Source organism: Chitinophaga sp. CF418, assembly GCF_900142925.1.
GTDB lineage: Bacteria > Bacteroidota > Bacteroidia > Chitinophagales > Chitinophagaceae > Chitinophaga.
Map to the genome: position 1 here is coordinate 87119 of NZ_FRCN01000016.1, position 25071 is coordinate 112189.

General features: G+C 44.8%; 17 protein-coding genes. 9 read left to right on the forward strand and 8 right to left on the reverse strand.

What is annotated here, in order from left to right:
- Positions 1–82: 82 nt before the first annotated feature.
- Together F3I09_RS29315 and F3I09_RS29320 are read left to right on the forward strand one after the other, a co-directional pair.
- The gene (locus F3I09_RS29315; RefSeq protein WP_149698612.1) at positions 83–577 is read left to right on the forward strand and encodes a hypothetical protein; all 495 of its coding nucleotides are present in this window, start codon (positions 83–85) and stop codon (positions 575–577) included.
- A 63-nt stretch (positions 578–640) separates the two neighbouring features.
- Positions 641–1981 carry a DEAD/DEAH box helicase gene (locus F3I09_RS29320; RefSeq protein ID WP_149698613.1) on the forward strand — a complete coding sequence of 447 codons (1341 nt, stop codon included), beginning with the start codon at positions 641–643 and terminating at the stop codon, positions 1979–1981.
- Between the two features lie 138 nt (positions 1982–2119).
- On the opposite strand, the gene F3I09_RS29325 is transcribed toward F3I09_RS29320, so the two are convergent.
- Positions 2120–4378, reverse strand: a complete 2259-nt coding sequence (locus F3I09_RS29325) for a sugar-binding domain-containing protein (RefSeq protein WP_149698614.1) — start codon at positions 4376–4378, stop codon at positions 2120–2122.
- A gap of 179 nt (positions 4379–4557) precedes the next feature.
- Complete coding sequence (locus tag F3I09_RS29330) at positions 4558–5892, reverse strand: rhodanese-like domain-containing protein (protein WP_149698615.1); 1335 nt, start codon at positions 5890–5892, stop codon at positions 4558–4560.
- 466 nt (positions 5893–6358) lie between these two features.
- Between F3I09_RS29330 and F3I09_RS29340 the strand changes: the two genes are divergently transcribed.
- The 4 genes from F3I09_RS29340 (at position 6359) to F3I09_RS29355 (ending at position 9620) form a co-directional block, all read left to right on the forward strand.
- Positions 6359–6598 (forward strand): hypothetical protein, encoded by a 240-nt coding sequence (locus F3I09_RS29340; protein ID WP_149698616.1) that lies wholly within the window; start codon positions 6359–6361, stop codon positions 6596–6598.
- 27 nt (positions 6599–6625) lie between these two features.
- The gene (locus tag F3I09_RS29345) at positions 6626–7156 is read left to right on the forward strand and encodes an isoprenylcysteine carboxyl methyltransferase family protein (RefSeq protein ID WP_149698617.1); all 531 of its coding nucleotides are present in this window, start codon (positions 6626–6628) and stop codon (positions 7154–7156) included.
- 115 nt (positions 7157–7271) lie between these two features.
- Positions 7272–8591: a cytochrome ubiquinol oxidase subunit I gene (locus F3I09_RS29350; RefSeq protein WP_149698618.1), complete on the forward strand. Its 1320-nt coding sequence runs from the start codon at positions 7272–7274 to the stop codon at positions 8589–8591.
- A gap of 12 nt (positions 8592–8603) precedes the next feature.
- Complete coding sequence (locus tag F3I09_RS29355) at positions 8604–9620, forward strand: cytochrome d ubiquinol oxidase subunit II (RefSeq protein WP_149698619.1); 1017 nt, start codon at positions 8604–8606, stop codon at positions 9618–9620.
- Between the two features lie 74 nt (positions 9621–9694).
- Here F3I09_RS29355 and F3I09_RS29360 read toward each other — a convergent pair whose 3' ends face one another.
- The gene (locus F3I09_RS29360; RefSeq protein ID WP_149698620.1) at positions 9695–10117 is read right to left on the reverse strand and encodes an immunity 22 family protein; all 423 of its coding nucleotides are present in this window, start codon (positions 10115–10117) and stop codon (positions 9695–9697) included.
- Positions 10118–10974: 857 nt separating this feature from the next.
- Between F3I09_RS29360 and F3I09_RS29365 the strand changes: the two genes are divergently transcribed.
- Complete coding sequence (locus F3I09_RS29365) at positions 10975–12375, forward strand: right-handed parallel beta-helix repeat-containing protein (protein ID WP_149698621.1); 1401 nt, start codon at positions 10975–10977, stop codon at positions 12373–12375.
- 98 nt (positions 12376–12473) lie between these two features.
- On the opposite strand, the gene F3I09_RS29370 is transcribed toward F3I09_RS29365, so the two are convergent.
- The 4 genes from F3I09_RS29370 to F3I09_RS29385 all read right to left on the reverse strand — a co-directional run bounded on the left by F3I09_RS29370 (position 12474) and on the right by F3I09_RS29385 (position 22375).
- Positions 12474–13823: a DNA/RNA non-specific endonuclease gene (locus F3I09_RS29370; protein ID WP_149698622.1), complete on the reverse strand. Its 1350-nt coding sequence runs from the start codon at positions 13821–13823 to the stop codon at positions 12474–12476.
- A 427-nt stretch (positions 13824–14250) separates the two neighbouring features.
- Positions 14251–18765 carry a TonB-dependent receptor plug domain-containing protein gene (locus F3I09_RS29375; RefSeq protein WP_149698623.1) on the reverse strand — a complete coding sequence of 1505 codons (4515 nt, stop codon included), beginning with the start codon at positions 18763–18765 and terminating at the stop codon, positions 14251–14253.
- A 5-nt stretch (positions 18766–18770) separates the two neighbouring features.
- Positions 18771–21311: a hypothetical protein gene (locus F3I09_RS29380; RefSeq protein ID WP_149698624.1), complete on the reverse strand. Its 2541-nt coding sequence runs from the start codon at positions 21309–21311 to the stop codon at positions 18771–18773.
- Between the two features lie 209 nt (positions 21312–21520).
- Positions 21521–22375, reverse strand: a complete 855-nt coding sequence (locus tag F3I09_RS29385) for a DUF4349 domain-containing protein (RefSeq protein WP_149698625.1) — start codon at positions 22373–22375, stop codon at positions 21521–21523.
- 165 nt (positions 22376–22540) lie between these two features.
- Here F3I09_RS29385 and F3I09_RS29390 point away from each other — a divergent pair, with 165 nt between their 5' ends.
- Both F3I09_RS29390 and F3I09_RS29395 read left to right on the forward strand, forming a co-directional pair.
- Entirely contained in the window at positions 22541–22732 is a 192-nt protein-coding gene (locus F3I09_RS29390) for a hypothetical protein (protein WP_149698626.1), read from the forward strand.
- A gap of 242 nt (positions 22733–22974) precedes the next feature.
- Complete coding sequence (locus F3I09_RS29395) at positions 22975–24057, forward strand: metallophosphoesterase (protein ID WP_149698627.1); 1083 nt, start codon at positions 22975–22977, stop codon at positions 24055–24057.
- Positions 24058–24073: 16 nt separating this feature from the next.
- On the opposite strand, the gene F3I09_RS29400 is transcribed toward F3I09_RS29395, so the two are convergent.
- Complete coding sequence (locus F3I09_RS29400; protein WP_149698628.1) at positions 24074–25057, reverse strand: aldo/keto reductase; 984 nt, start codon at positions 25055–25057, stop codon at positions 24074–24076.
- Positions 25058–25071 lie beyond the last annotated feature (14 nt).

Sequence of the window (25071 nt, forward strand, 5' to 3'; positions counted from 1 at the left end):
GGATAAGTTCTGTATAACTAAAGGACAAGCGGAGGTACATATATATCTTTAAGTTTATATATTTGTATTAAATATTTCCTTAATGGCATTCCGCGGGTTTCTTCCTTATATCGGCATTGTTGTGTGTTTTGGCGTAATCTACTGGTTAACAATGATGATTCCCAACAATATCTTATACCTTGGTTTCAAGAGCACTCTGCTGGAGGCAGACAGAAAAACTATTTACCAGGAACGCATTTTTACTTATGGTCTTAGCCTGGTATTGTTAATGCTGAACCTTGCGGAGCTGTTATCCTCGAGAGAAGACCGTTACTGGTTGCGGATTGTAAAATCATTACTGACAGTGATCTTTGCCTATGCGGCAGGCGCTGTGGTATTTCTGCTGATGAATACGCAGGAATGGAATATGTACCTGTATGCCAGGGAGATACCCGCCTGGATCTTCTGTGGCATTACCCTTGCCATGACCATTGGTCTCCTGCTGGTTTTGCAGATATTAAGCCCCATGATCCGGGCAAAAGCCGGTACGGCTTTCCTGGAAGATTATCTCCCTTCCTGGCTCCGTTTTGACAGATAATGCCCGCCCAATAATGAATGTGCAGGATTAGCAGTACCTTTGCCGTTCATTTTTATCTGAATTATGACTTTTGACGAATTAAACCTGAGCAAGCCTTTATTGAATGCATTGAGTGATCTGGGATATACGACGCCCACCGTCATCCAGCAGAAGGTGTTCTCAGTGGTGATGTCAGGGGCGGATGTATGTGGAATAGCCCAGACCGGTACAGGAAAGACTTTTGCATACCTGCTGCCCTGTCTGCGGCAGTTTAAATTTTCCAAAGAACGTTTTCCGCAACTGCTGATAGTGGTGCCTACCCGTGAGCTGGTAGTGCAGGTAGTGGACGCTGTAAAACAGCTGACGCCCTATATGAGCGTGGAAGTTGCCGGTTTTTACGGAGGTGTGAATATGAACCCGCAGATGGACATTGCGGCAGGTAAACTGGATGTGGTGGTTGCTACCCCGGGCCGCCTGGTGGATATAGTGTTGAGCGGCACCCTGAAACTGAAGGCTATCAAAAGGGTGGTGATAGATGAAATGGATGAGATGCTGAACCTGGGCTTCCGTCCACAGATCCAGCATATCCTCGACCTGTTGCCGGTAAAACGGCAGAGTCTTTTGTTCTCAGCCACTATTACAGAGGAAGTGGAGCAGCTGATAGCAACACATTTTAATTTCCCTGTGACCGTCGAAGCAGCTCCTGTAGGAACACCACTGAAAAATATCAGCCAGACGGGTTACCATGTCCCTAATTTTTATACAAAGGTAAACCTGCTGGAACTGTTACTGGAAAGGGACAGCTCCATGACGAAAGTCCTGATATTCGTAGCTACAAAAGAAATGGCCAACCAGCTATATGAACAGTTGGAAGCCAAATATCCTGAAAAGGCGGGTGTGATCCACTCGAATAAAGAACAGAACCACCGTTTTAATACGGTGAAAAGGTTCAAGGACGGTACCTACAGGTTTATCATTGCTACAGATATTATCGCGAGGGGGCTAGACATTGCGGAAGTATCACACGTTATTAACTTTGATACGCCGGAAATACCGGAAAGCTATCTGCATCGTATAGGCAGAACAGGCCGTGCCGATAAAGAAGGGAACTCCATCGTTCTTATAGCGGATAGAGAGCGGGAACGCCAGGAAAAGATTGAGGAGTTGATGAATTACCAGATCCCTATAGTGCCTTTGCCGGAAGACCTGGTGATCTCAGAGGTATTGACAGATGATGAGAAGCCGGAAGTGAAGATGAAGAACTTCCTGATAAAGCTTCCTTCCAGAGAAGAGGCAGGGCCGGCTTTCCATGAGAAGCTGGCGAAGAATAAAAAGGTAAACGTTAAGATCTCTCACGCAGATAAAATGAAGAAAAAGTACGGCAAGCCCAAAACGAGAGGGGCGAAGCCTAAACGGAAAAAATAAAAAGAAGAGGATGTGGCAAAAATAAACGAACGTCCTCAGAAGCGCATAAAAGATTACCTGATTTCATCAGGTACCCTGACAAAAGAGCCCGCATCAAAAGTAAGATGCAGGCTCTTTCTTATTGTGAGCTGGTGTATGTTATGGCCATGTATTTTCGCCTTTCTGCATTTTAGCCATCACCACCTGGTAATCAGGTTGTTCACTTTCCGGCGCCAACACAACTGCTTTATCCATCCATTTCAAAGCCTCTTCTTTATGCCCCAGTTTATATAACAGATTGGCATAAGTACTCATAGTAAATGAGTTTCTTTCCATGTCCACGGCTTTTTCCATCCATTTTAAAGCCTGATGTAGCAGCGTTGTATCATTCGTACCTTCAAAAACCTTCTTTGAAATGCTGCTGATTTTGGCAGGGGAGAAGCTGGTGCCGCCGTTACTGAGATAATCGGTCAGGGTATCGGTCAGTGTTTTATAGTTCCCCGTCTTCTTTACATCGGCATCCATTTCCAGCAATGCAAGGAACTGCCGGCGATGAGGATCGGGTATGGATGTAGTATCTGCATTTTTTAATGCGAGGGCAGGCAATAACATTTTACTGCGTTCCTGGGCTGTGAAAGGCGCATGGAGCTGGCGTAAAGTCTCCAATGGTACTTTCACAACCTCCCTGTCATAGGTGATCAGGCCGTTTTCCTCTATTTCCACATCAAATGGTTCAGTGTAGATGGAGCCTGATTGCCCGGCGGTTTCGTATGTCCTCAGACGTTTAATCATGGAAGCGTATTTGTCAATCATTTCGGAAGGAGTGATTTTGACATAGCCCCATCCTGCGGCTGCATTCCACTGATGTCCTTTTACAGGAACGCCCACTCCTCCCCACTCTCCGAGAACTCTGGCTTTGCCCGGCAGGGCAGGAGCAATTCCCGGGCCGGGATAATCATGTATGTCAGCAAGGTCGCTGTTGGCCCATTTGCCTGCAAGGTCCTGCGGACCATCCTTGCCATAGTTTTCACCGGTATGACCATTGATAAGCCGTGTATGATCCCTTTCCTGTAACCATTGCGTCAGACGAGGCTGATCGTAAGTATACCAGCCTTCATTGAACAACACCCAGCAGATGATGGAAGGATGGTTGTACAGCTGGTCTACATTGGCCTTATTTTCAGCTTCAAAGGCTGCTTTGGCATCCGGTTCCAGGGTGGCGCAGGTTACCATATCCTGCCATACCAGCATGCCCAGTTTATCTGCATGATAATACCAGCGGGCCGGTTCTATTTTGATATGCTTGCGGATAGTATTAAATCCCATACCCTTGATAGCTGCAATATCAAACCGCAAGGCTTCATCGGTGGGGGCAGTATAGATGCCATCCGGCCAGAACCCCTGGTCAAGCACGCCGAGATTGTACGTGTATTTGTTATTGAGGAAAATACGTTCCTGTCCCTGCTCGTCTTTCTTTACCTCAATTTTGCGCATACCGAAATAGGATGTCACTTTATCTTTTACAGTACCATTTTTCACCAGTTTGACAGAAAGGTCGTAAAGAAAAGGATCTTCCGGGCTCCAGAGATGTGCATTACGCAGCGGAAGTTTCAATGGCTGATTGGCGGGCCCTTTTACAGAGCCGGCCATTTTACCGGCGGTACCGGCTATGGCTTCAATGGTATAATCCGTGCTGCCTGAAGTATTGACCGTAAGCGACAGATAGCCTTCATCCACTTCGGGAGTGATCACCAGGCCGGTAATGGCGACCGCTGGAACAGTTTCCAACCATGCCGTCTGCCAGATGCCGGTAGTAGCCGTATAGCGGATACCTTTGGGCTCCAACACCTGTTTCCCATGTGGATTAGGCCCCTGATCCGTAGGGTCATAAACATCAATGACCAGTTCATTCCGGCCGCTGACCAGCAGGGAGGTAATGTCAAAAGAGAAGTTTTGATATCCGCCTGTATGCTGACCTGCGTCTTTACCGTTCACATATACTTTCGTTTGCCAGTCTACTGCGCCAAAGTGCAACAATACCCTTTCTCCTTCTTTTGTAGCCGGACGATCAAAGCTACGTTTATACCAGAGCCGTTGAGTTGGCAGAACAGGCTTTTTAACGCCTGAGAGGGCTGACTCTACCGGGAAGGGGACAAGGATCTCTCCGTCGAAGGAAGAGGGCTGTTTTGCAGCCTTGTCTGTAATGGCATATTGCCATAATCCATTTAGATTGACCCATTGTTCACGTACCATCTGGGGGCGCGGGTATTCAGGTAATACACTGGCAGGGTTGACCTGCCTGGCCCAGCGGGTCTGTATGGCTACTGGCTGCATCTTCCAGGAGGATTGGCTATGGCTGTCAGCATAAAGTAAGCTGGCGATACCTGACAACAAAAGGGTTTTTGCAAAACGTTTCATTATAAAGTGCAGGTGGTTTAATCTGGCAATATAACTGACCGCGCGGCAATGCTGCCGCAGTGCAGGAGTTATATTGGCCGGTCAGAAAATATTCCGTGGTTGCACTCGCAATGAAAAAGTAACAACATTCCTTTGAAAAGTATGGGATGCGGTCTATCCCTCTGAAAATGACGGATTGCTTAGAATGACTTGATATGTTCACCGATGTCGGTGATTTCCATATTATCCGGCAAAGCTGCTTCGAGAATGCTGCTGGCGGCAGCGCTGCGGTATCCGCCTGCACAGTGAACAGCGATGGGTTTATCCAGCGGTATTTCCTTCAGTCGCAGCCGTAGTTCAGGCAGGGGAATATTGATTGCATGAGGAAAGAGCTGTTTCATTTTTACCTCGGCAGCATTACGGACATCTATGATAGTATATTCATCTCTGTGCTGTGCAAAGTAATCAGCATCAAATGGTGTCTGTTTTTCAGATCCGGTGCGCAGGATAAGTCCTGCTTTGATAAATGGTTCATAGCCGATCCTGGCTGTGCGTTCCATTGCCTGTTGTAAAGATATAGTATCGGCTGTCAGCAGATAGAAAGGCTCATGAGGTGGAAGTATTGATCCCAGCCAGGTCTCAAGTTTTCCGTCCAGCATCAGGTTAAAGGAGCCAGACAGATGACCTGCTTTAAAGTCTGCAGCAGGCCGGGTATCTATCACGATTTCATCAGGAATGAAGTTTGCTGCCGGCTTGGTAATACGTATTCCCGATAAGGCAGTTTTCATGGCCGGTGCACCCTGGCGGTTGACTTCCACATCATAGGGGAAATACTGCGGAATGAATGGCTGGTCTTCCAGCAATATGCTGACAAACTGGTCAGGCTCCATTTCCTGTAGCGACCAGTTGTTGTTTTTTTCTTCACCAATCGTAGACTGACTTGCCTCGCGGATATCTTTGCCACATAAGGTGCCTGCGCCATGTCCCGGGTATAAGATCACATCATCAGCCAATACCATCAGTTTATCGCGGAGAGAATAGTACATCTGCCTGGCTAGTTCAATGCGGAGGGCTTTTTGACTGCCTGCATTCTCCCGAAGATCAGGTCTTCCGCAGTCGCCGATAAAGAGCGTATCGCCGGTGAAAACAGCATGATCTTCCCCATTATATATAAGCAGAACGGAAATACTGTCAGGAGAATGACCGGGTGTATTGATCGCCTTAAAGGAGAGAGCTCCGGAAGTAATGGTTTGTCCATCGTCAAAAGGCTGGTGCGCATAAACAGCGCCTGTTTGTGCCGAGCAATGAATAACAGCGCCGCTTAGTTCATGTAACTCCAGGTGACTACTGATAAAATCAGCATGTGGATGTGTTTCTATCACTGTCGTGATCCTGGCGTTATTGGCAGTGGCATACTCCATGTAAGGACGGATATCCCTGGCTGGATCGATCAGTATAAGGGCCGATTCGTCTTCGCTGAGAATAGCGTATGAATACTGTGAGAGTGCTTTATCTTCAAATTGTTTAATCTTCATGTTGTTGTTTTAAAATCCGTTTAATGAGGCAGGCGCTCTTTTATAACGCCATATGCGTGCGTACCCGGTAAGGCAACTGCAATAACAAGTAACGTCACGGGAAAACCCCGGCCTAACAGTACAAATATTGGTCCGGGACAGGTGCCGGTGAGTGCCCCGGCCTAACTCAAAAATAATGTTACCGGTCAGATAGCGTTTTCATTATCAGGCATTTATCCGGAAAGATAATTGTTATTCCAGGTAAAGAATGTATTTAATAAGGAGCAGGCTTACGGAAGAATTATATTATTTTGTGATGTAAAACAGGTAAACTGTGAAGTGCTTATTTTCTATCCTTTGTGATAGTAACTGGTTGTCACGCGCGAATGCAGACGGAACAGCGGAAGGATTCATTGACAATCGCCGCTGTAGCTGATAAAACCACCAGTATGATTTTATCAATCCGGATTTCTTCCCGGATGAAAAAGTGGTCCGTGGAGTAGGGTATGGCCATCCCGGCCAGGTAGGTTTGTATAAATTGAAGTGGAATGATACTGTTTTGCAGAATATAGAATATATCTATAGAGATCCGGAAAACAGTAAACAGTTTATCCGGACATATAAACCAACAGCCGATCCTTCTCCGGGAAATGGAGAGGTGCTAAAGGCCGTTCCTGAAGAATATCGTCGTATCAGTGGATATGACTGGTTTTTGTATGAAGAATAAACTTTTCTAATAATATAACAATTACTCATGAAGACCATTATCCTGACCGTATTTTTTCTAATTGTTCTTTTACGTCTTATCAGTAGTGTCATCTCTGGTATCAATGAACGTAAGCTCAAAAAAATGGGCGCTGTAGAATATGGCAAGAAGAATTCCCTGTTGCTGATAATTTCCCATGTGCTGTTTTACCTGTCCTGTATTACAGAAGGCACCATGAAAGGCGCATTCTTTTACGATAATATCAGTTATACAGGATTGACGATTTTTGCAGCTTCCGTTGCCATATTGTACTATGTGATCTATTCATTACGGCATATCTGGACGTTGAAGCTGATCATTGCACCGGCAGAACATCACACGATCAACAAATCAGCCTTGTTCAGACTGGTGAGGCATCCTAACTATTATCTGAGTGTGCTGCCGGAACTGGTCGGATTTGCGTTGTTCTTTCATGCCTGGATAACGCTGGTAGTTGGAATGGCCATTTACCTGATCCCGCTGGTCACCAGGATACGGGAAGAAGAAAAGGTGATGAAGTCGCAGTTTAACGATTATTAATATGAAGGCGCTAATACAGATAGCGCCTTTTTTATGCCTGTTTATACTGAAATGATATTTGTCATAGTCGCCTGTTCTGTATTTAGTAGTTTTGAGGTGTAAATTGAATTTACCAATGGATGATTTTATCGCTGCCAGGTCGCAGATGGCGTTGTCATTAGGGTTTCATATTGTTTTCTCCTGTATAGGTATGGTGATGCCCTTTTTTATGGCTGTTGCGCACTTTTACTGGCTTAGGACGAATGATGTTGTATACAGGAATATCACGAAAGCGTGGAGCAAGGGAGTGGCTATCTTTTTTGCCACAGGAGCGGTATCGGGGACGGTACTTTCTTTTGAACTGGGGTTGTTATGGCCGGAGTTCATGAAGCATGCAGGGCCGATATTTGGTATGCCATTTTCACTGGAAGGAACGGCATTTTTCATAGAGGCCATCGCGTTAGGATTTTTCCTGTATGGGTGGGGACGGTTTAATAAATGGTTCCACTGGTTCACTGGTGTGGTTGTGGGTGTAAGCGGATTGGTATCTGGTATACTGGTAGTGGCTGCCAATGCATGGATGAATAGTCCGGCAGGGTTTGATTATGTGAATGGGCAGTATCTGAATATAGATCCTATAAAGGCAATGTTTAATGATGCCTGGTTCTCGCAGGCGCTGCATATGTGTATTGCCGCTTTTGCTGCAACGGGATTTGCGGTAGCGGGTATTCATGCGCTGATGATCCTGAAGAAGAAAAATGTACGTTTTCATATGCAGTCGTTCAGGATAGCCGCTGTTTTTGCTTGTATAGCAGCCCTGATGCAACCGCTGAGTGGAGATATATCTGCAAAGGATGTGGCCAAAAGGCAGCCCGCCAAGCTGGCAGCGATGGAAGCACATTTTCACACGGAAGCAGCCGCGCCGCTCATTGTAGGGGGCATACCGGATAGCAAGGCGAAGGAAGTTAAATACGCGCTTAAGTTACCAGGCATGTTGAGTTTTATGGTGCATGGCGACTTCCAGACGCCTGTGACAGGATTGGATAGAATACCCGAACAGGATCAGCCGCCGGTAGCGATCACTCACTACGCTTTTCAGGTAATGGTAGGTTTAGGGATGTTGATGCTGGCTATCTCGTTATGTTATTTTGTTGCGATCTGGAAGAAGCGAAGCTGGCTGCAGAACAACTGGTTACTACGTCTGTTTGTGCTGGCAACGCCGATGGGATTTGTTGCTGTGGAGGCAGGATGGACGGTAACTGAAGTGGGACGTCAACCCTGGATCATCAACGGGATCATGCGTACTGCAGACGCGGTAACACCAATGCCGGGCATTGTGTATTCATTCTATATTTTCACAGCAGTGTATATTTCCCTGTCGCTGATCGTAACATTCCTCCTGTACAGGCAGATAAAAATGGTGGATAAATTGTATGACGTTTCACCCTCAGTATAAAATTTCAGTATCATGATTTACGTAGTGATCGCATTTTTATGGGCAGCCATTTTATTATATATATTACTGGGTGGTGCAGACTTCGGGGCAGGGATTATTGAATTATTCACATCCAATAAGAACAAGCAATATACACGTACGACCATGTACCAGGCGATAGGACCGGTATGGGAGGCCAATCACATGTGGCTGATCATTGCAATAGTGGTGTTGTTTGTAGGCTTTCCGGAGATCTATACAACGGTATCCACGCATCTGCATATTCCGCTGGTGATCATGTTATTTGGTATCATCGCCAGGGGAACGGCCTTTACCTTCAGGCACTATGATGCAGTGGTTGACAATATGCAGAAGGTTTATAATAAGATCTTTGTGTATTCCAGTTTTGTAACGCCATTCTTCCTGGGTGTAATTGCAGCAAGTGCTGTTTCAGGCAGGATAGATACAGGTGCGAGAGACTTTCTCTCTGCCTATATCTTCAGTTGGTTAAACTGGTTTTCGATAACAGTCGGCTTTTTTACAGTAGCCATTTGTGGTTACCTGGCAGCTATCTTCATCATTGGGGAAACAAAAGATGATAACAGCCGTATCCGTTTTATACGTAAGGCCAAACAGATGAATGTGGCAGCGGTAGTGTTTGGCGCGCTGGTATTCTGGGCGGCACATTCAGAAGATATTCCGCTTGACGAATGGCTGTTTGACAATGCCATAGGGGTGATTGCGCTGACAGCAGCAATACTCTCGCTGGTATTGTTGTGGTACCTGCTGTTACAGAGAGGGAAAGTGTATATTATCCGCGTGCTGGCGGGGTTCCAGGTGACCATGATCCTGCTGGCTATTACCTTACGGCACTATCCCAATATAGTGATCCTGAAGGGAGGGCAGTATCTTTCCCTGATGGAACATGCGGGGCAGGAGAAAACAATCTGGTCCCTGGGGATAGCCTTATTGTTAGGGAGCATTTTTATTCTGCCTGCTTTATTTTACCTGATCTATAGTTTCCAGAAGAATAAAGGAGAAGTACATTAGTCTTCTGACTTAAATAAGGGAAGGTCTCACATATTGTGAGACCTTCGTTGTTATTACCGTCTTTTACGACCAGTCTACTGGTTTTGGATCTCAAATTTTATTGTACCAATAAAACTGAAGGGCAACTGCTTTTGGGGCATGTTGGCCAGGGAGAATATATGCTCGTTGATAGCGCCATATATATCCTGCTTGCCAAACAGGAATATAATGGTATTGTGCGCAGATAATGAGTCATGATTGATCAATGGTGTGAGATCATGTTTAAAGTATTCACTAAAAGAAACACCACTGATGATCTCTTCGGCGTTCATTGTATTGCTGAAAGAAGCATGTTCCAGGAAGTCGCTGTCAAAGTGTTTCAGTCCTACAGCGTTGCCGAATCCGGACTGACTGTTGCCATCTTCATCGTACGTTACTTCCAGGTAATTATGCAGTTCTTTCTCATGGTTAAAATTTGCCAGCCAAATTGCAACAACATATTGTGCTTTCGTCTTCATATAAAGATGTTTTGCCGAAAAAAGGTTTTTCAAAAAAATAGGTTCGTGCTTCGGTTATACTGTAGTGCTTGCAAAAACGGTTCCAGATATATTAATTGTTGTTTGTCAATGTTTTATGTTGTGTTTAGAAACGAGAATATTTATTTACCTGAGCAGTAATCAGGCTAATGATTGCACAATTTAGCCTGAACATTTCTACCAATTACTTCAGACAGTTAAGCTATTATTATCAGGAAAAAAACTGACGGGCATATTTTTTTCCTGGATACAATCAGAAGCAGGTGATTGTTCAACGCTGCTTCCAGGGCTGAAAATGTTGAAACCCGGCATATGGAAAGGAAAAGATGCATGAAATAAACTTATGTATTAAATATTTCTATTGTATATTCTTTGCCGTTAGAAAGAAGCTTGATCAAAGGGCTCCTTTTCCGTTAGAAAAGGGGTGATTTTAAATATATTCCTTCCCGTTATAGACTAAGCGGTCCGATTTCTCCCAGCCAGATTTATTTTATGATAAATTAACACATTATGAAAATTTATGTATATTTATTTTGTATATTAGATATTGATAGTCTGGCTTTTGGGGCGAAAAAAAAGTTTTATTACACGCATAATATTTTAACTTCGCCCTCGTTTTGGAAAAAGTACTTTTGCTTGTTTTTTGAAAACTTTTAAAAAAAAAGGGGGTATTGTTATTAGTTAAATGCATTGCAGAGAGAAAATGCCAATTTTTAGAGAAAAAACCAGAGTAAGACAACATTAAGGGAATTTTTAATATTTAAACCATATCGCTAGGCCGCTTGCAGGGGGAATATGCAAGAATGCGGCTTGCATGACCATAACATTATAGAAAAACCATGAAAATCAGACATGACTACCGCCGGCATACGCTTATTGCCGCAGCAGCACTCCTTTCGTTTATTGTAGGATGTAAGAAAGAAGCAGATGAAAGCATTGATAAGACGATCGGGAATTCAGCAACAAGTGTCACCACGACAACGGGCAGGACATTTACGTTAGTACCGGATGCATACGGAAGATTGGTTATAGACAATAAGGCCGGAACTTATAAACCAGGTGACGTTATTAATTTGAAGGGAACCTTTAAAGCGGTTTTCATTTCTAACATGAGCGGAACAGCAACTGCTCCTATCATTTTCCAGAATCCATCAGGTTCCATTTCCTATTTCGGGGATCCTACCTGGGCCGGAGGAGGTTATCCATGTGCATTTGATTTTTCTAATTGCCATCACATTAAACTGGGTAGCCCGAATGGTAAAGCTTATTTTGTGATCAACGGTTCTACCACGACTGCAAGAGAAGCCTATTTCAACATTCACCTGGGCAACCATACTGACAACTTCGAGGTCTACAACCTAAGCATCAACAATGGTGGTACAGGTATCGTAGCGAAGACAGAACCAGTTAGTGGTGACGCTAGCACTGCGTATCCTAACTCTACCATGTACAACTTGTCCATCCATGGTATTTCCATCAACAATACCAGGAATGAAGCGATGTACCTCGGCCATACCGCAACTTATTGGGATCTCACAGCGGGCGTACCTTACTACGGTACTACAGCTGGTATGACTGCAGGCCACACATACGTACAGCCAATAAAATGGAATGGTGTGAAGATTTACAGCAACATTGTATCCAACAGCGGTCTGGATGGTATTCAGACATCTGCGATGGATAACGTGGAGATCTATTCCAACACTGTGACCAATTGGGCTACACAGCACAATTCTGCTCACAATGGCGGTATCCTGATCGGTGGACGTACAACAGGTACCAATACACACGACAACATCGTTCGTAATGGTTGGGGTGAACTGTGCCAGTTCTATGGTTCAGGTACCAATCACATTATCAAGAACAACCTGTTCGCTGATAACGTGGGTGATGGCGTGAGCATGAGAGGTGCTGCCGGTGCTGCTGTACAGTTCCTGAACAACACAGTGGCTAATACAGGGGGTAACAACCTGCGTATCAATGGCTATACCGGTCAGACAGGCACGAACATTGTAAGGAGTAATGTGTTCATTGCTCCCCTGAAAGGTGTTGGTACGATCTATCCTAAGTATTATATCTACCTTGAGAATGGTGCCGTAGTGTCTGAGGGCACAGGCTCGCTGGCAAACTTTAAGTTCGCTACAGTAGCACTTTCCGGTACTACCGCCAGCAACTACTACCAGATCACTAACAAGACGCTTACAAGTGGTTACACATCCGGGTATGTGAAATTATACTAAGAGCGCATAACTACGGATTAGAATCATGATTGAAATGCTGTGGGAATCGTCACACCATATTCTCCATGATTCTAATCCGTAATTTTTAGTTCCTGTTCTTACTGATTATCTACCTGTGCTTCCACAACCTGCTGGATGCTGGCAGGCACGTTGGATAAAAGATCATAGCCGGTTGCGGTTTCTATTGCATCTACACTGGTACGGTAGCTTTTCCAGTCTGTTCCTATACTGTTGATGTTGGGCGTATTTACCGCGATCACACGGGTGGAAGAGGTAATGCGGCTGAGGTCATTATTGCCGTTGGCGATGACAACAATTACTTTCCAAACGTTGGATGGTACTGTAACATGACCATTATCTATGGTGGTCGTAGTGCCTCCGTTACTTCCGGTTCCACCGGTACCGTAGTTTCCCATTATTACATACACTTCATTACCTGCCGTAACGAGCGAGCGGGTGTACATTTCCAGGTTATTCCATGTCTGCTGATTGTTCTGTGGCGCCTGCGGGATCATATTGGTCATGAGGAAGGTGGAAGAATTGGCTGTCACGGTCGATGTCCTGTCTGCGGAAGGACAGTTATGTCCGCGGTCAAAACCACTGCCTGAATAGCTGGTGGCGCCTACCTGGTACCATCCTGAAGGCAGGCTGGTATTTGCTCTGAAGTCGTCCTGACGTGCTGCGCTGCCAAGGTCAGAACTGCTGATATGCCAGCTTACCCAATTGGGTGTCCCTCTGACATTATTGTAGGACAGTACGTAATATGTCTGATCCATCAGATAATTGGTAGGGTAGGAGGTGCTGGCCACTGCTCCACTCGGATTGCCCAACAGCAGATGACTGTTATCTCCCGGGGTACCACCTCCGCCGGAAGTGCCGGTGCTGATGGTAATGTTGTCAATGTTGATACGGTTGCTGCCACCGGATACTTTACGTATGGATAAGCGGATGTTCCCCGTTATACTGAGGGTGAAGGTAGCCGTCTGCAGGGTTGTGGACGATGTTGTAACGGTGCTGCCTGTCTGGGTATAGGTGCTGCCACCGTCGGTGGAGATCCAGAGCTGCCAGGTACTGCTTCCATCAGCGCCAAATACCGCATGCGAAATGGTGATGGTGTTCGCACCGGAGGCATTGAAATTCATCGTAATAGATCCTGTGTTCCGGATACGGGCAGACGCTGCGCCCGTCTTAACGTCTGTTGACAGATTGCCGATAAGTGCCTCATCGAAATACCAGCTGCCGCTGCCAAGTGTTACGTTAGCAGCTGCGTAGGCTGCCTTTGTGCCCGATTCAAAATCTTCCGTCAGAGAGACAGCCGTCGCGGTTACTTCGTTTACGACACCTTTTGCGGGTGGAGCAGGACGTGGCGTGATCTCTTCTTTCGTACAGGAAGCAATGATAAAGGAGATAACTGCTATCCAGAGCAGCCGTGGGGAAAGGGTTTTCATGGTGATTTGAGTTTTGACCAGTTTAAAGATATGGATACTGCCTGCAACAGGGAACACTTTTGTATTAGTTTTCAATAAAATAATATTAGTAGAGAGAATGCTAAAACCGTTTATCTTTTTGTTGGAAAATGTAGCGGGTATTAACAAAATTTTTACATTTCTCACGGGATCATAACGGAGGATTTATATGATTTATATATATGTGTAATGCACATCGAAATAGTGTTACTTAACACTCTTTTCCGGCAGCCTCACCTTCGTGTTTTATAGGCCCGGACCGAAGTCTCAACCTGTTGCTGGCATATACGATTTTAGTAAAGTTGAGGAATATATATCGTTGCTGTGCTGTAAAATATTCTGTATGATACAAATGAAAGAGGCTGTCCGCCGGAGCGGAACAGCCTCTGTTGCCATCATTATGCCAGAATTATTGTGCTATTGTTATCTCAGTACCTGGGTTCCAGTGTTTGTATTCAGGCATATAATACAAATAGGTAGTACTTGCTTTTCCTCTGTATTGGCCTGCAATTTCCGCCTTAAGGTCAAGATTGATCTGCTTTGTTTCTCCTCCTGCAAATCCCATCCAGTATAACACCAGGTAATTATCGAAGATCTCGTAGTAGGCCACCTGGTTTTTTTCCGTGATCTCTTTTAATTGCCACGGCTGTACTGTTAAGCCGGCTGGTATTCCGATCTTGGCGATGCTCATTGGCTGCAGATAGTCTTTGATGTTTTTCACTTCTACCTGTAATCTTACCGTTTCACCCACTTTTGTATCAGTAGCAGAGAGATGGGTCGATAACTTCAGTTCTGCTTCCGGATTATCAGGTGGAAGTAATGTATAGTAAGCCAGCTCCAGCTGATATGGGATCGCGTCTTTTTCATCTGTGTATCTTACAGAGAAGGTATTATCTCCTTCTTTGATATTGTTGATGATATTCTTTCCTGCAACCGTTGCCTGGTTGTTTACTGTTATTTCCATTTTTGATGCCGCTGCAATCTCACCCAGCAATCGCCTGTATTCAACAATAGCCTGCAGTGCCAGTACGGTGGCTTGTGTGGATCCATATCCATAGTAGGTCTTTTCACCCAGTATGCGTGATACTACATTTGCAATGGCGGCCATGTCCGGAGATTTTTCTCTTGTAAGCGCCAGGGCATAAAGTGCCATTGTTTCTACTCTCAGTGATGACTCTCTTGAATTCGTCACGCTTGTTTCTGACCGGAGTTTGGTTTCCTGCAGTGCCTTCATCAATTGAGAGAAATCTTTTTCATTCTTCATGTTGCTGGCGGCAAGCGCCATCATTGCCAGCTGGTAGGCATCTTTACTATTCAATGCCTGTTTAATGGCTGTTTCATATTCCAGCTGTATTTCGTTTCCAATACCGGCCTGGGTGAGTGCATATACAATGTAGGTATTGGCGATCTTGTTGGGCACTGCTGCAAAAGCATCATACCCGTTTTTAACGATGTTAAATGTGCCTTTACCATCCCTTCGGCTTAACAGGAATTTCTTTGTACGGGCCAGCATATTTTTATCGACATTAATGAACTCCTGCATGTCAGTAAACTCCAGCAGGCCATAGGCAGTGAGCGCTTCATGTGCTGGTGTTTTACCGAACCATTCAAAGCCATTTTCTGCAGTTTCAAATCCAATCAACCGCTGGTAACCATTTTTGATATAGGTCAGTGCTTTATTCTCAATGTCCGGATTGCTTTTGTTATTTGAACGGAGGTATTTCAGAATATAAATGTTAGGATATGTGCTGGAAGATGTCTGCTCAAAGCAGCCATGAGGCTCTCTTAGCATAGATTCTATATCATTCAGCAGCTGTCCTTCCAGATTGTTAAATACTTTCAATTCTGTTGCCAGACTGCCGGCCATCATGTTACTGATCGTGAAATTAGTTGTAGTCGCTTTATTCCCTGAAATAGTAGTAATAACCGGGAAGCCGTTGCTGGTTACTGTAATTGGCAGGGAAAGCGTTTCTGTGTTTGTTGCCGTCGTGACAATAAACCTGATGTCACCCTTGACAGTAGCGATGGCCTTTACTGGAATGAGTACCTGTGTGGCACTGTCTGCCGCGATGTCGACAGTACTGTTATAGTTACCGGCAACCATATTTTGTGGCAGGGCTGCACTGATATTGGCAGAAATAGCTTTATTGCTGCTGTTCCTGATAACGAGCGGAATAAGTGCATTGTCGCCAATGGTCATATAAGGCGGTATCTTGGCATCCACACTCATAGGCGGCTGTACTGCATAAGTCATTTCCGTTCTGCCAAGCTTACCGTTATAACCGATGCCTTCAGCAATAGCGCGGAAAGTGGTAGTAGCATCGGAATTATAGAACTCTATCTGAGCGTCTCCATTTTTGTCTGTTTGTACTACGGGATTCCAATAGATTGTTTCCCTGAAGTCATCCCTTTCTGTTGTCTGCGGAGAATAGTATTTAGGCGCATAGAAGCGTCTTGCTATGGTATATGCATCCTTCTTTACCTGTACGGATTGTGAGGCATAATAGTAAGTCCGGTCCAGGTTGATAATAGTCTTCGGCGTTTTGGCATTTTTGGTAGTAACGAGGATGACCCCATTTGCTCCCCGGCTGCCATATATCGCGGTAGCATCAGCACCCTTAAGAACGTCGATGGTTTCAATGTCAATAGTATTAATTGCATCCTCCAGATTCCTGAAAGGAATACCATTTACGACGAACAAGGGTTGATCTAATCCGGAAACGGAATTGGCACCTCTGATCTTTATCTGGGCAACATTACCGGCAGCTCCTGTGGACTGTGTGATCATCATGCCTGCAACTCTGCCCTGCAACTGCTGCAATGGACTAGCAGAAACAATTTGCTCTTGACTCACCGTTACCATAGAACCCGTAAGCACCCTTTTGGTTTGTGTTCCAAAGCCTATGACAACAACTTCCTGGAGCCGTTTCTCATCACCATCGGGGAATAATTCTTTAACTTTATCAGCCTTGTGTTCCTGCCCTTGATTGAATGCCATCAGTGGAGCAGGCAGGCGGTCGTCATCATCAAACGGATCTTTTGTCTTCCTGGCGGGCATAGGTGCATAACCAGTGCCCTGTTCCAGTATCTTGATGGTAACTGGTTCTTTTTTACGGACGGAGCGCGCTATAAGGTGATAGTTCAGGGCAGGAGTAATATCAGTAAAGAAGAAAAGACCGTCGTCGCCTGTGGTCTGCTGCACCGCATTTCCACTGGTATAGATACGTTTGTCCGTACCACTGATAAGGTATACTGTTGATTTTACCGGGTTGCCATTTTTATCCAGTATAATTCCACTCAGTACATTATTCAGGTCAGGATTATATTTGGGCTTGCCTGTTTTTTCAATATAGTCGATGTAGTCAAAGTAGCGATAGCCATGTGTCAGCATGACCAGGTCGAGTGAAGGGATAGCTGCTTTTTCTTCCTGTTTGAAATAGAACTGAGGTTCTTCTACCTTACCATGAAGTTCAGAGCTCATCAGCAACCAGGATAGGATGTGGTCCTGTTTATCATCAGCAAGCGACCATAATTTGTCATCTATTACTGACAGTGAGAAATTGGACGGTACAGGCTTCCCGTTTTCATCCAGTGTTTTAAGATGAAGCGTCACCTTTTCACGCGGGAGATATTTACTTTTATCTGCGGTAATTTTTACCTGTAAGATTCTATTGGGATGCAGGAATACAATTCTTTCTGCGAGCGGGATACGTTGCTCATTGGTAATGGTGAAACGTGCGATACCAGCGGGGAAATCTGCAGGGGCTACGTCAATTAGTTGTTCTCCCTTTTTAAGCGAAATCTCTTTACGATAATACACGTCATCTTTGCTCTGGCCAATCAGCCTTATTTTCATGTCCTGCGTCGCGTTTATTTTGAACTGTAACAGTTTTTCCTTCCTGTCAATGTTCATAACGATGCCCTTCTTCGCGGCAGCCGGCAGATCAAAGGGCTGTTTTATCCCCGAAGGGGAAATAATCTTCGCGCTGTAGGTCTTCCCTGCCTGTGGGGTGAAAGAGAACTGTCCCATGCCATCATGGTAGCTGGTAAAGGTAGCGGCTACATTCCCGAGGTTGTCAAGCACTTCTCCTTTTACATCAGCAGGTTTACCATATTCATTGATAGCCTTAAAAGCGACATTGGTAGGAATATTCTCAATGAGAGTACCTCCCTCTGGCATAAACTGCAGATCGAGCTTATTCAGCGCAATCGGGATACTTCTTGAAATAGCTTCCGTATAAGCACCGTAGTTGACAGTGACGTTCAGGATGCCATCATTGGTATTCAGATCAGCGGGTAGTTTGAAACTGATATTTGCCTTGCCCTCTGCATCGGTTTTGGCCTTTGCATTTTCGATGCTTTTCCCACCGAGTGATACCGTATATTTTATCTCATAATTTGGAATGGCCTTATTGGATAGATCACGGATGGAATAAGCTGCTACCACCGCATCTCCCGGACCATAGCCCTTCCGGGGAAAGTCGAGCTTCATCATGACCCTGGGAGCGATCACCTTTTGCAGGGTGATCTCTTTGGTAAACCAGGTCGATTCTTTTTCGTTCCTCATCCAGGTAGTATAAGCTCTTATCTTATACACGCCTCCGGTAGCTGACTGGCCAAACTCGTAATGCCCTTCAGCATAACCTTCTTCAACCCTGTAATTCATTTTCTCTAATACGCTGCCGGAAGGCCCTACTATCTCCACATACACTACATTACTGATCACAGAAACAAGCTGGTTCTTTGCATTTACCAGGTAGACTTTAAAAAACAGATCATCACCGGGTTTAAAAAATACATGGTTGGTCTGTATATAGATCTTTTCTTTATTATCATTGTATGCCGCTAGCTGTGCCATTCCTTTACCCATAAATGCAAGCAGGAACAGTATCAGTAAGGTATAAGCTTTTTTATAATTCTTCATGGGGCTTAAAATTGGAATGAAACGTTAAATCCGTAAGTCTTTATTGCAGGCAGGTTAAAAAAGTCCAGACCTGTGGTATTGGGCTGATCAAACAGCAGTTGATCCGGATCTGCTCCTTTATAGGCTGACCACAGCAGGATATTGTGCACATAGGTGGACAGGGTGAGCACCTGTTTACTACGATGCAGGTTAAACCTGTAACTTAGATTAACGTTGTTGAGCCTGAGGTAATCCGTCTTTTGCACATATGACGCTGCTACCCCCGACAATCCATACCTGGTCCAGCGGTTCTTTTCCACTGGCTGGGAGGCATCATAAAAGCTGACGGGTATATCATTTACATGACCGTTTTGCTGTACACCCTGGAATATATAGTTGACGATATTTCTCTGTGTACCGGTAATGGCAGCTCTTCCATAGTAATCAAGCGCTGCCTGTGTGCCATTCCAGGTTTCACCACCTTTCTTCCATTCCCAGTCGGCCTGCAGGGTAAATTTCTTCCAGCTCAGGTTGTTATTAAACTTTACGATGAAATCCGGTATCGGATTGCCAATGACCTGTGGTACAGGATTTACAAGGGGAAAACCATCATCCCCGATCACTACGTTGCCGGAAGCGTCTCTCAGATAAGTGTTACCAACGATCACACCTAATGGTTGTCCCTGTACAAGTGCTTTGTGAACATTGCGGAATCCAGCAATTGGTGTAAAATTGTCCCCCTCATTGACGCGTGTTACAGTGGTGTTATACGCAAAGAAAGAAAGCGTGCCGGAAAGGCGAACGCCTCTTCTGTAGTTGTTATTATTGACATATAACGATAGTTCAATCCCTTTATTCCTCAGGTCTGCAATGTTCTTTAAGTGCAGTGTTCCATTACTGTAAACAGGGAAAACATCATTACGGGTATTCTTAATATAGACATTGGCATAGAATTGTAATATATACTGATACGCCAGGCTTAGCCCACCGGTCCATTCCCTTTGATTGACAGGCGTCAGGCCTTTATAGCCGACCGCCTCTGTAACAGGACGATAACTGAAAACCTGTTCGGTCGGGTATTGGAGCAGATTGGTATATGCCAGGGATTTGTCAATAGCCAGTTCGCTGCTAACTTCATGATAGGAGGATGATATATTCAGTTCAAAGCTGGGAAGGATATTCCACATTTTCAGTGCAACGTCAAAAGCAGGTAAGACAAAGTCATTCTTTGATGCTGTATTGGAAAGATACAATTTATTCCCGGCGTTTACTTTTAATTCAAAGTCATCCCCGCGATAGGTGTTGCTAAGAGTAAGGAAGGCGTCATGTGATGAACGTTGATAATTATACAGGCTTCCGTCTGGTTTATACCTGATGCGGGTATTCGCATTACCATAGGTGTAGTATAAGCCCAGCTGGGAGTTAAAGTGATCATCAAAATATTCAATGTCGTAGAGTCCCTGTGATTGTAACAGATAGTTAAAATCTCTTTTATCCCTGTCTGTATACATACCATTGGCCCATCCTGCAGTACCTGGCTTATAGCTTTCAATCGTGTTTTCCAGTACATGCTGGAGAGATTGGGTAAGTTTAATATCAAATTGAGACGTCTTCATGCCTAAAACAAGGGATGCATTCTGTTCTGTAAAGCGGTAACGATTGCTGTTATCTTTAAGCAGGAACCAGGGATTATCAGCCGTATTACTGTAACTGCGTTGTGCCTCTCCATTCATGGTGCCTTGTATGTTGCTGAAAGATGCCGGTGTAAGCAGCGCATTCTGATAAGCTCTGTTCAGAAAGCCAGTTCTATTGCCGTTAGAAAGTTGGTCATGGTTATACATATAGGCACCTTTGATGGACAACCATTTGATGCTGGTCCCAACATCGGCTGCCAACGTCTGTGAGATGCTTTTATTCTCCTTAATGATCATATTCTCGTTAGTCTGTCCCAGCTTCAGGCCAAAGTTCCAGGTGCGTTTACCATATCTGAAAAGCTCTCCCGATAGCTTCAACTGATGAGAGTGGGCAATGGCGGTCCTGAAAATGTTATTGTTATATGCAGTGGCGGTTTTTCCGTTCCCTGTACCCAATGAAACAAGTCTTCCGCTCTGGTCATAAGGGTAGTTGCTGCCATCAAATTCAAGCGCATGTATATTGGGGCCATAACTAAACATTTCCCCTGTTTCAGGTCCTCTCCAGGCCGAGGCTCCATTTACAGAGCGGCCCTGCACATAATCGGTTTGAAGTTCCGGCAACCGGTTGTGGGTTTTGATCTCTACAGTCCCGCTATAGCTGGTTGAAAGGGAAAGATAGCGTGTGTACTGTGGTGATATTTGCAGATAATTGTCCAACATTTTTATACGCCTGATGGGAAAGTCAGGATAGAACTGACCTTTCAGCTTCAGAGGGGTATTTCTGCTATTGCTGACAGAATCTACCGGGTCTATGCTACCTCTGAGTTTTCTTACCTGCTCCATATAGTCCTCGGAGATGATGGGCTCCACACTGCTACGTACCTGCGCGGCTGCGAGGGTGGGAAGTAAAAGAAGGAGTAAAGTAAATTTCAAGGTATCAGTTTTTAGGTGATATAAATATAGCGATTCCGGTGGTCCATGTTCCGGCTGTATGATGCGGGGCTTAACAGGATTCCATAAAATGGGGAAGAAAAATATAAATGGCTGGTTATTATGGGGTTCGGTGGGAGGGGAGGGGACAGTTAACTATATGCAGAAAAGTGCCCCGGTTTACAGGACACTTTCAACAATTCAAAACAGCTTTAATTTTTTACAATCATTCTCCTGTACCCAAACCAACCTGCGATCATCACTACAAGAAACGGCCAGCAGGAAAGCAGGAATACGAAAAGATTACTGAGCGTTTCCATACCTGAAGTCAGGGCTGTCAATATTCTTGTACCCAAACCGGCACGGGTAACCTTGTCAGGGTTAACGATCACCTGTATATCTGCCTGCTGTGGCTGAAATAGCTGAACAGAGAATGTAGCATAGTGTACATCATCCAGGATAGCCAGGTTGGCAATGCTGCGGTCTGTGCCTTCCTCATATTGCTGTTTCTGGTAAGTGGCCACGTCTAACGGGGTACCTTTCCCTGCGGGCTTTAATGCAGCTGGTTGGGGCGCATCGTTCTTCAATGAATTGGAAAGATAGAGCAGTGTTTTGTCCTCATCTTTTAATGCGCGATAATCAATGAAGGTCGCCATAGACGTCAATGTATGCACGACAGAATCAAGACTAGCCACGGGTACACGTAAGGTGAGATTCGCTGTGGGTGTATACAATTGTATACGTTTTAATGAATCAGCAGAATAAGGTACATCTTGTGTCATCGCCACATCATTATGCATCGTACTTTCTGCGATCATTCCATCCACTCCGATAACGGTATGTTCCAGCACTGACAATGAATTGAATACATTGCTGACACGACATCGTACATCGGCAGTCCGAACCCTTTTACGGGAGGGAGAATTAAGAGAAGTAATATCATTGGCTAAACCCGTGGAATCAGCCGTGGCTACATAAGATTCTTCCTCTTTTGAAAGGCTTGACGGCGCAGTTGAGCATGCGGCAGCCAGCAGCACTGGTGCCATTAAATATAGGGGAATACGCATAAATGGTGTTTACATTTTATACCGCAAACAGGCAAAAGGTAACCTTAAAAGAAATGTTAAAGTGAAACAGGACGTATGGGATGAATTGGAATCCTTTTTGTGATGATAAACTGATTAAATTATATAAGCGCTCAGTTAATAAACCAAAACAGGAAATAGACTAATATGGTAAGAGTATACTTTAATCCCGACTATACCCTGGACTCTCCACTGATTGGTGATGAGGTAAAGGTCGAAAATCTGCGGCATATCGCTGATGTGGATGTAAACGATCTGCAGGAAGCATTTGAGCTTTGTCAGAATACCGACCAGCCATGGACAAGCAGAAGTGAGGTAACTCTTTTGCCCGGGGCGTAAGTTGCTCTCCTTCATACCAGTTTTCATTGCCATTCTCATCTGTCTTAATACTGATATCCAGATGGCCGTCTTCGCCGGCTATATATACAAGGAATGTCCGCTGCTCTCCGGTATCGTCAACGTCAACCCGGGTTTCCTCCCCATTATATGTGATATAAAATGTTTTGCGGTTCATTGTTTTATGTTTTACTTAGATGCCTGAAAAACTATGCCAGAACGGTTAGCAATCTTGGCCATTACATATGAAGAAATTTATAAGAAACATAATAGTACAGTTGTCAAACTCGGTATCTTCCAAACCGGACAAGCAGCTGGTATTCGATTCATTATCCCAACTGTATAAACAGATATGTGATGGAAAAAAGGACAAGGGACTTGTATTGACATGTGATTATGAGAAGACTTCCATGATCATTTTTTCAGATCAGCATAAAGGAGGCAAAGACGGATCGGACGATTTTATGCTGGCAGAAGCCTCTTACCTTGCTGCTTTACGCCACTACTACGAAAAGGGTTTTACATTGGTGAACCTGGGAGATTGTGAAGAACTGTGGGAGAATACGCCCTCTGTAGTAGTGGAGAAGAACAGGATATCCCTGTTGGAAGAAGCCCGCTTTCTGCAGGAAGGACGTTATTACAGGATAGTGGGCAACCATGACCTGGAATGGAACTACCAGGTGCCAAGAGATATGTATCTGAAACCTTTGTTTGGGAAGGAACTTAAAATTTACGAAGGACTGGTGCTGAAGATGAAATATAAGGACGCTGATGAAACCATCTTTCTGGCCCATGGCCATCAGGGAGATCTGAGAAGTGACGGGAATGCCTTCAGTAAGTGGTTTGTAGCTGCAATATGGACACCTATCCAGCGCTTGTTTGATGTCAGACTTGACACGCTTTCAGATAATTTTGACCTGGTGGATGAACATAACATCACTATGTATGAATGGAGCCAGCAATATAAGAAGATACTGTTGATATCAGGACATACACATAAGCCGGTATTTGCTTCTATGGATCACGTAGACCGGCTGACCAAACAGCTGATGAAAGCAACGGCACTACATAATGAAGAACGCATAAAGACCTTGCAGGAGGCTTTGGAAAAGAGAAAGGCAGAATATGCAGGGAAGCAGTTTGTGAAGACAATGGTAAGTCCCAGTTATTTTAATACCGGCTGTTGCTGTTTCAGTGACGGGGACATTACAGGTATAGAGATCGCCGAAGGTTTTATCCGTCTTGTCAAATGGGAACAGGAAGGAAAAAATGTAAACAGGATGGTATTGGAAGAAGCGCCGCTGGATTACCTGTTTGAACAGTTATAAGCAGCGGCGCTTTTGTTTAATCCTTATCCAGGAATTTTGTATTTGATTCGTTGTACCTGTCGCCCACATTAGGATATTTTGCCAGCAGGTTTTCTATTTCCTGCTTGTCGGCAGATGAAAGGGTAATATTCACTGCTGCGGCATTTTCCTCCAGGTATTTTCTTCGTTTGGTGCCAGGGATCGGGATGATGTCTTCTCCCTGATTCAGCACCCAGGCCAGCGCCAGTTGAGCGGCTGTACAATGCCTATCGGCAGCCAGTGCGCCAAATGCCTCTGCCAGGTTCCGGTTGTTCTCAGCATATTCTCCCTGGTATCGTGGCAATGATTTCCTGAAGTCATTTTCCTTCAGTGTATTAACATCCAGCGTGTTGGTGACAAGGCCACGCGCCAGCGGGCTGAATGGCACGAAAGAGATCTTTAGCTCCTGACAGAGGGGAATAATCTGTTCCTCCACATCTCTTGTCAGCAGAGAGTATTCACTCTGTAATGCTGAAATGGGATGTACGGCATGTGCCTTACGGATAGAGTTTACGCCAGCTTCAGATAAGCCCAGGTAGCGTACTTTCCCTTCTTTTACCAGGTCGGCCATCGCCCCCACGGTTTCTTCAATGGGCACCTTCGGATCAACACGGTGTACGTAATAAAGATCGATCACATCTGTCTGTAATCTTCTCAGGCTGTCTGTCACCGCCTTTTTCATATAAGCAGGTGAACCATCAAATCCTGAAGGCTGACCATCGGTGAAGGTAAAGCCGAATTTGGTAGCGATGAATATTTTTGACCTGTTCGGCTTTAATACTTTGGCTACCAGTTCTTCATTTTTACCATTGGCATAGATATCTGCTGTATCCCAGAAATTAATGCCCAGTTCAATGGCCCTTTCTAATGTAGCGATGGATTCAACATCGTCTGCTTCACCATAAGCATGGTTCATTCCCATGCATCCGAGACCTATTGCAGATAATAGGACGTCTGTGTTACCTAGTTTCCTGAATTTCATGAGATCGTCGTTTG

What these genes read in the sequence shown, in the direction of transcription:
- F3I09_RS29315 (WP_149698612.1), top strand. Translation starts at nt 83, where the DNA reads ATGGCATTCCGCGGGTTTCTTCCTTATATCGGCATTGTTGTGTGTTTT.
- F3I09_RS29320 (WP_149698613.1), top strand. Translation starts at nt 641, where the DNA reads ATGACTTTTGACGAATTAAACCTGAGCAAGCCTTTATTGAATGCATTG.
- F3I09_RS29325 (WP_149698614.1), bottom strand. Translation starts at nt 4,378, where the DNA reads ATGAAACGTTTTGCAAAAACCCTTTTGTTGTCAGGTATCGCCAGCTTA.
- F3I09_RS29330 (WP_149698615.1), bottom strand. Translation starts at nt 5,892, where the DNA reads ATGAAGATTAAACAATTTGAAGATAAAGCACTCTCACAGTATTCATAC.
- F3I09_RS29345 (WP_149698617.1), top strand. Translation starts at nt 6,626, where the DNA reads ATGAAGACCATTATCCTGACCGTATTTTTTCTAATTGTTCTTTTACGT.
- F3I09_RS29350 (WP_149698618.1), top strand. Translation starts at nt 7,272, where the DNA reads ATGGATGATTTTATCGCTGCCAGGTCGCAGATGGCGTTGTCATTAGGG.
- F3I09_RS29355 (WP_149698619.1), top strand. Translation starts at nt 8,604, where the DNA reads ATGATTTACGTAGTGATCGCATTTTTATGGGCAGCCATTTTATTATAT.
- F3I09_RS29360 (WP_149698620.1), bottom strand. Translation starts at nt 10,117, where the DNA reads ATGAAGACGAAAGCACAATATGTTGTTGCAATTTGGCTGGCAAATTTT.
- F3I09_RS29365 (WP_149698621.1), top strand. Translation starts at nt 10,975, where the DNA reads ATGAAAATCAGACATGACTACCGCCGGCATACGCTTATTGCCGCAGCA.
- F3I09_RS29370 (WP_149698622.1), bottom strand. Translation starts at nt 13,823, where the DNA reads ATGAAAACCCTTTCCCCACGGCTGCTCTGGATAGCAGTTATCTCCTTT.
- F3I09_RS29375 (WP_149698623.1), bottom strand. Translation starts at nt 18,765, where the DNA reads ATGAAGAATTATAAAAAAGCTTATACCTTACTGATACTGTTCCTGCTT.
- F3I09_RS29385 (WP_149698625.1), bottom strand. Translation starts at nt 22,375, where the DNA reads ATGCGTATTCCCCTATATTTAATGGCACCAGTGCTGCTGGCTGCCGCA.
- F3I09_RS29390 (WP_149698626.1), top strand. Translation starts at nt 22,541, where the DNA reads ATGGTAAGAGTATACTTTAATCCCGACTATACCCTGGACTCTCCACTG.
- F3I09_RS29395 (WP_149698627.1), top strand. Translation starts at nt 22,975, where the DNA reads ATGAAGAAATTTATAAGAAACATAATAGTACAGTTGTCAAACTCGGTA.
- F3I09_RS29400 (WP_149698628.1), bottom strand. Translation starts at nt 25,057, where the DNA reads ATGAAATTCAGGAAACTAGGTAACACAGACGTCCTATTATCTGCAATA.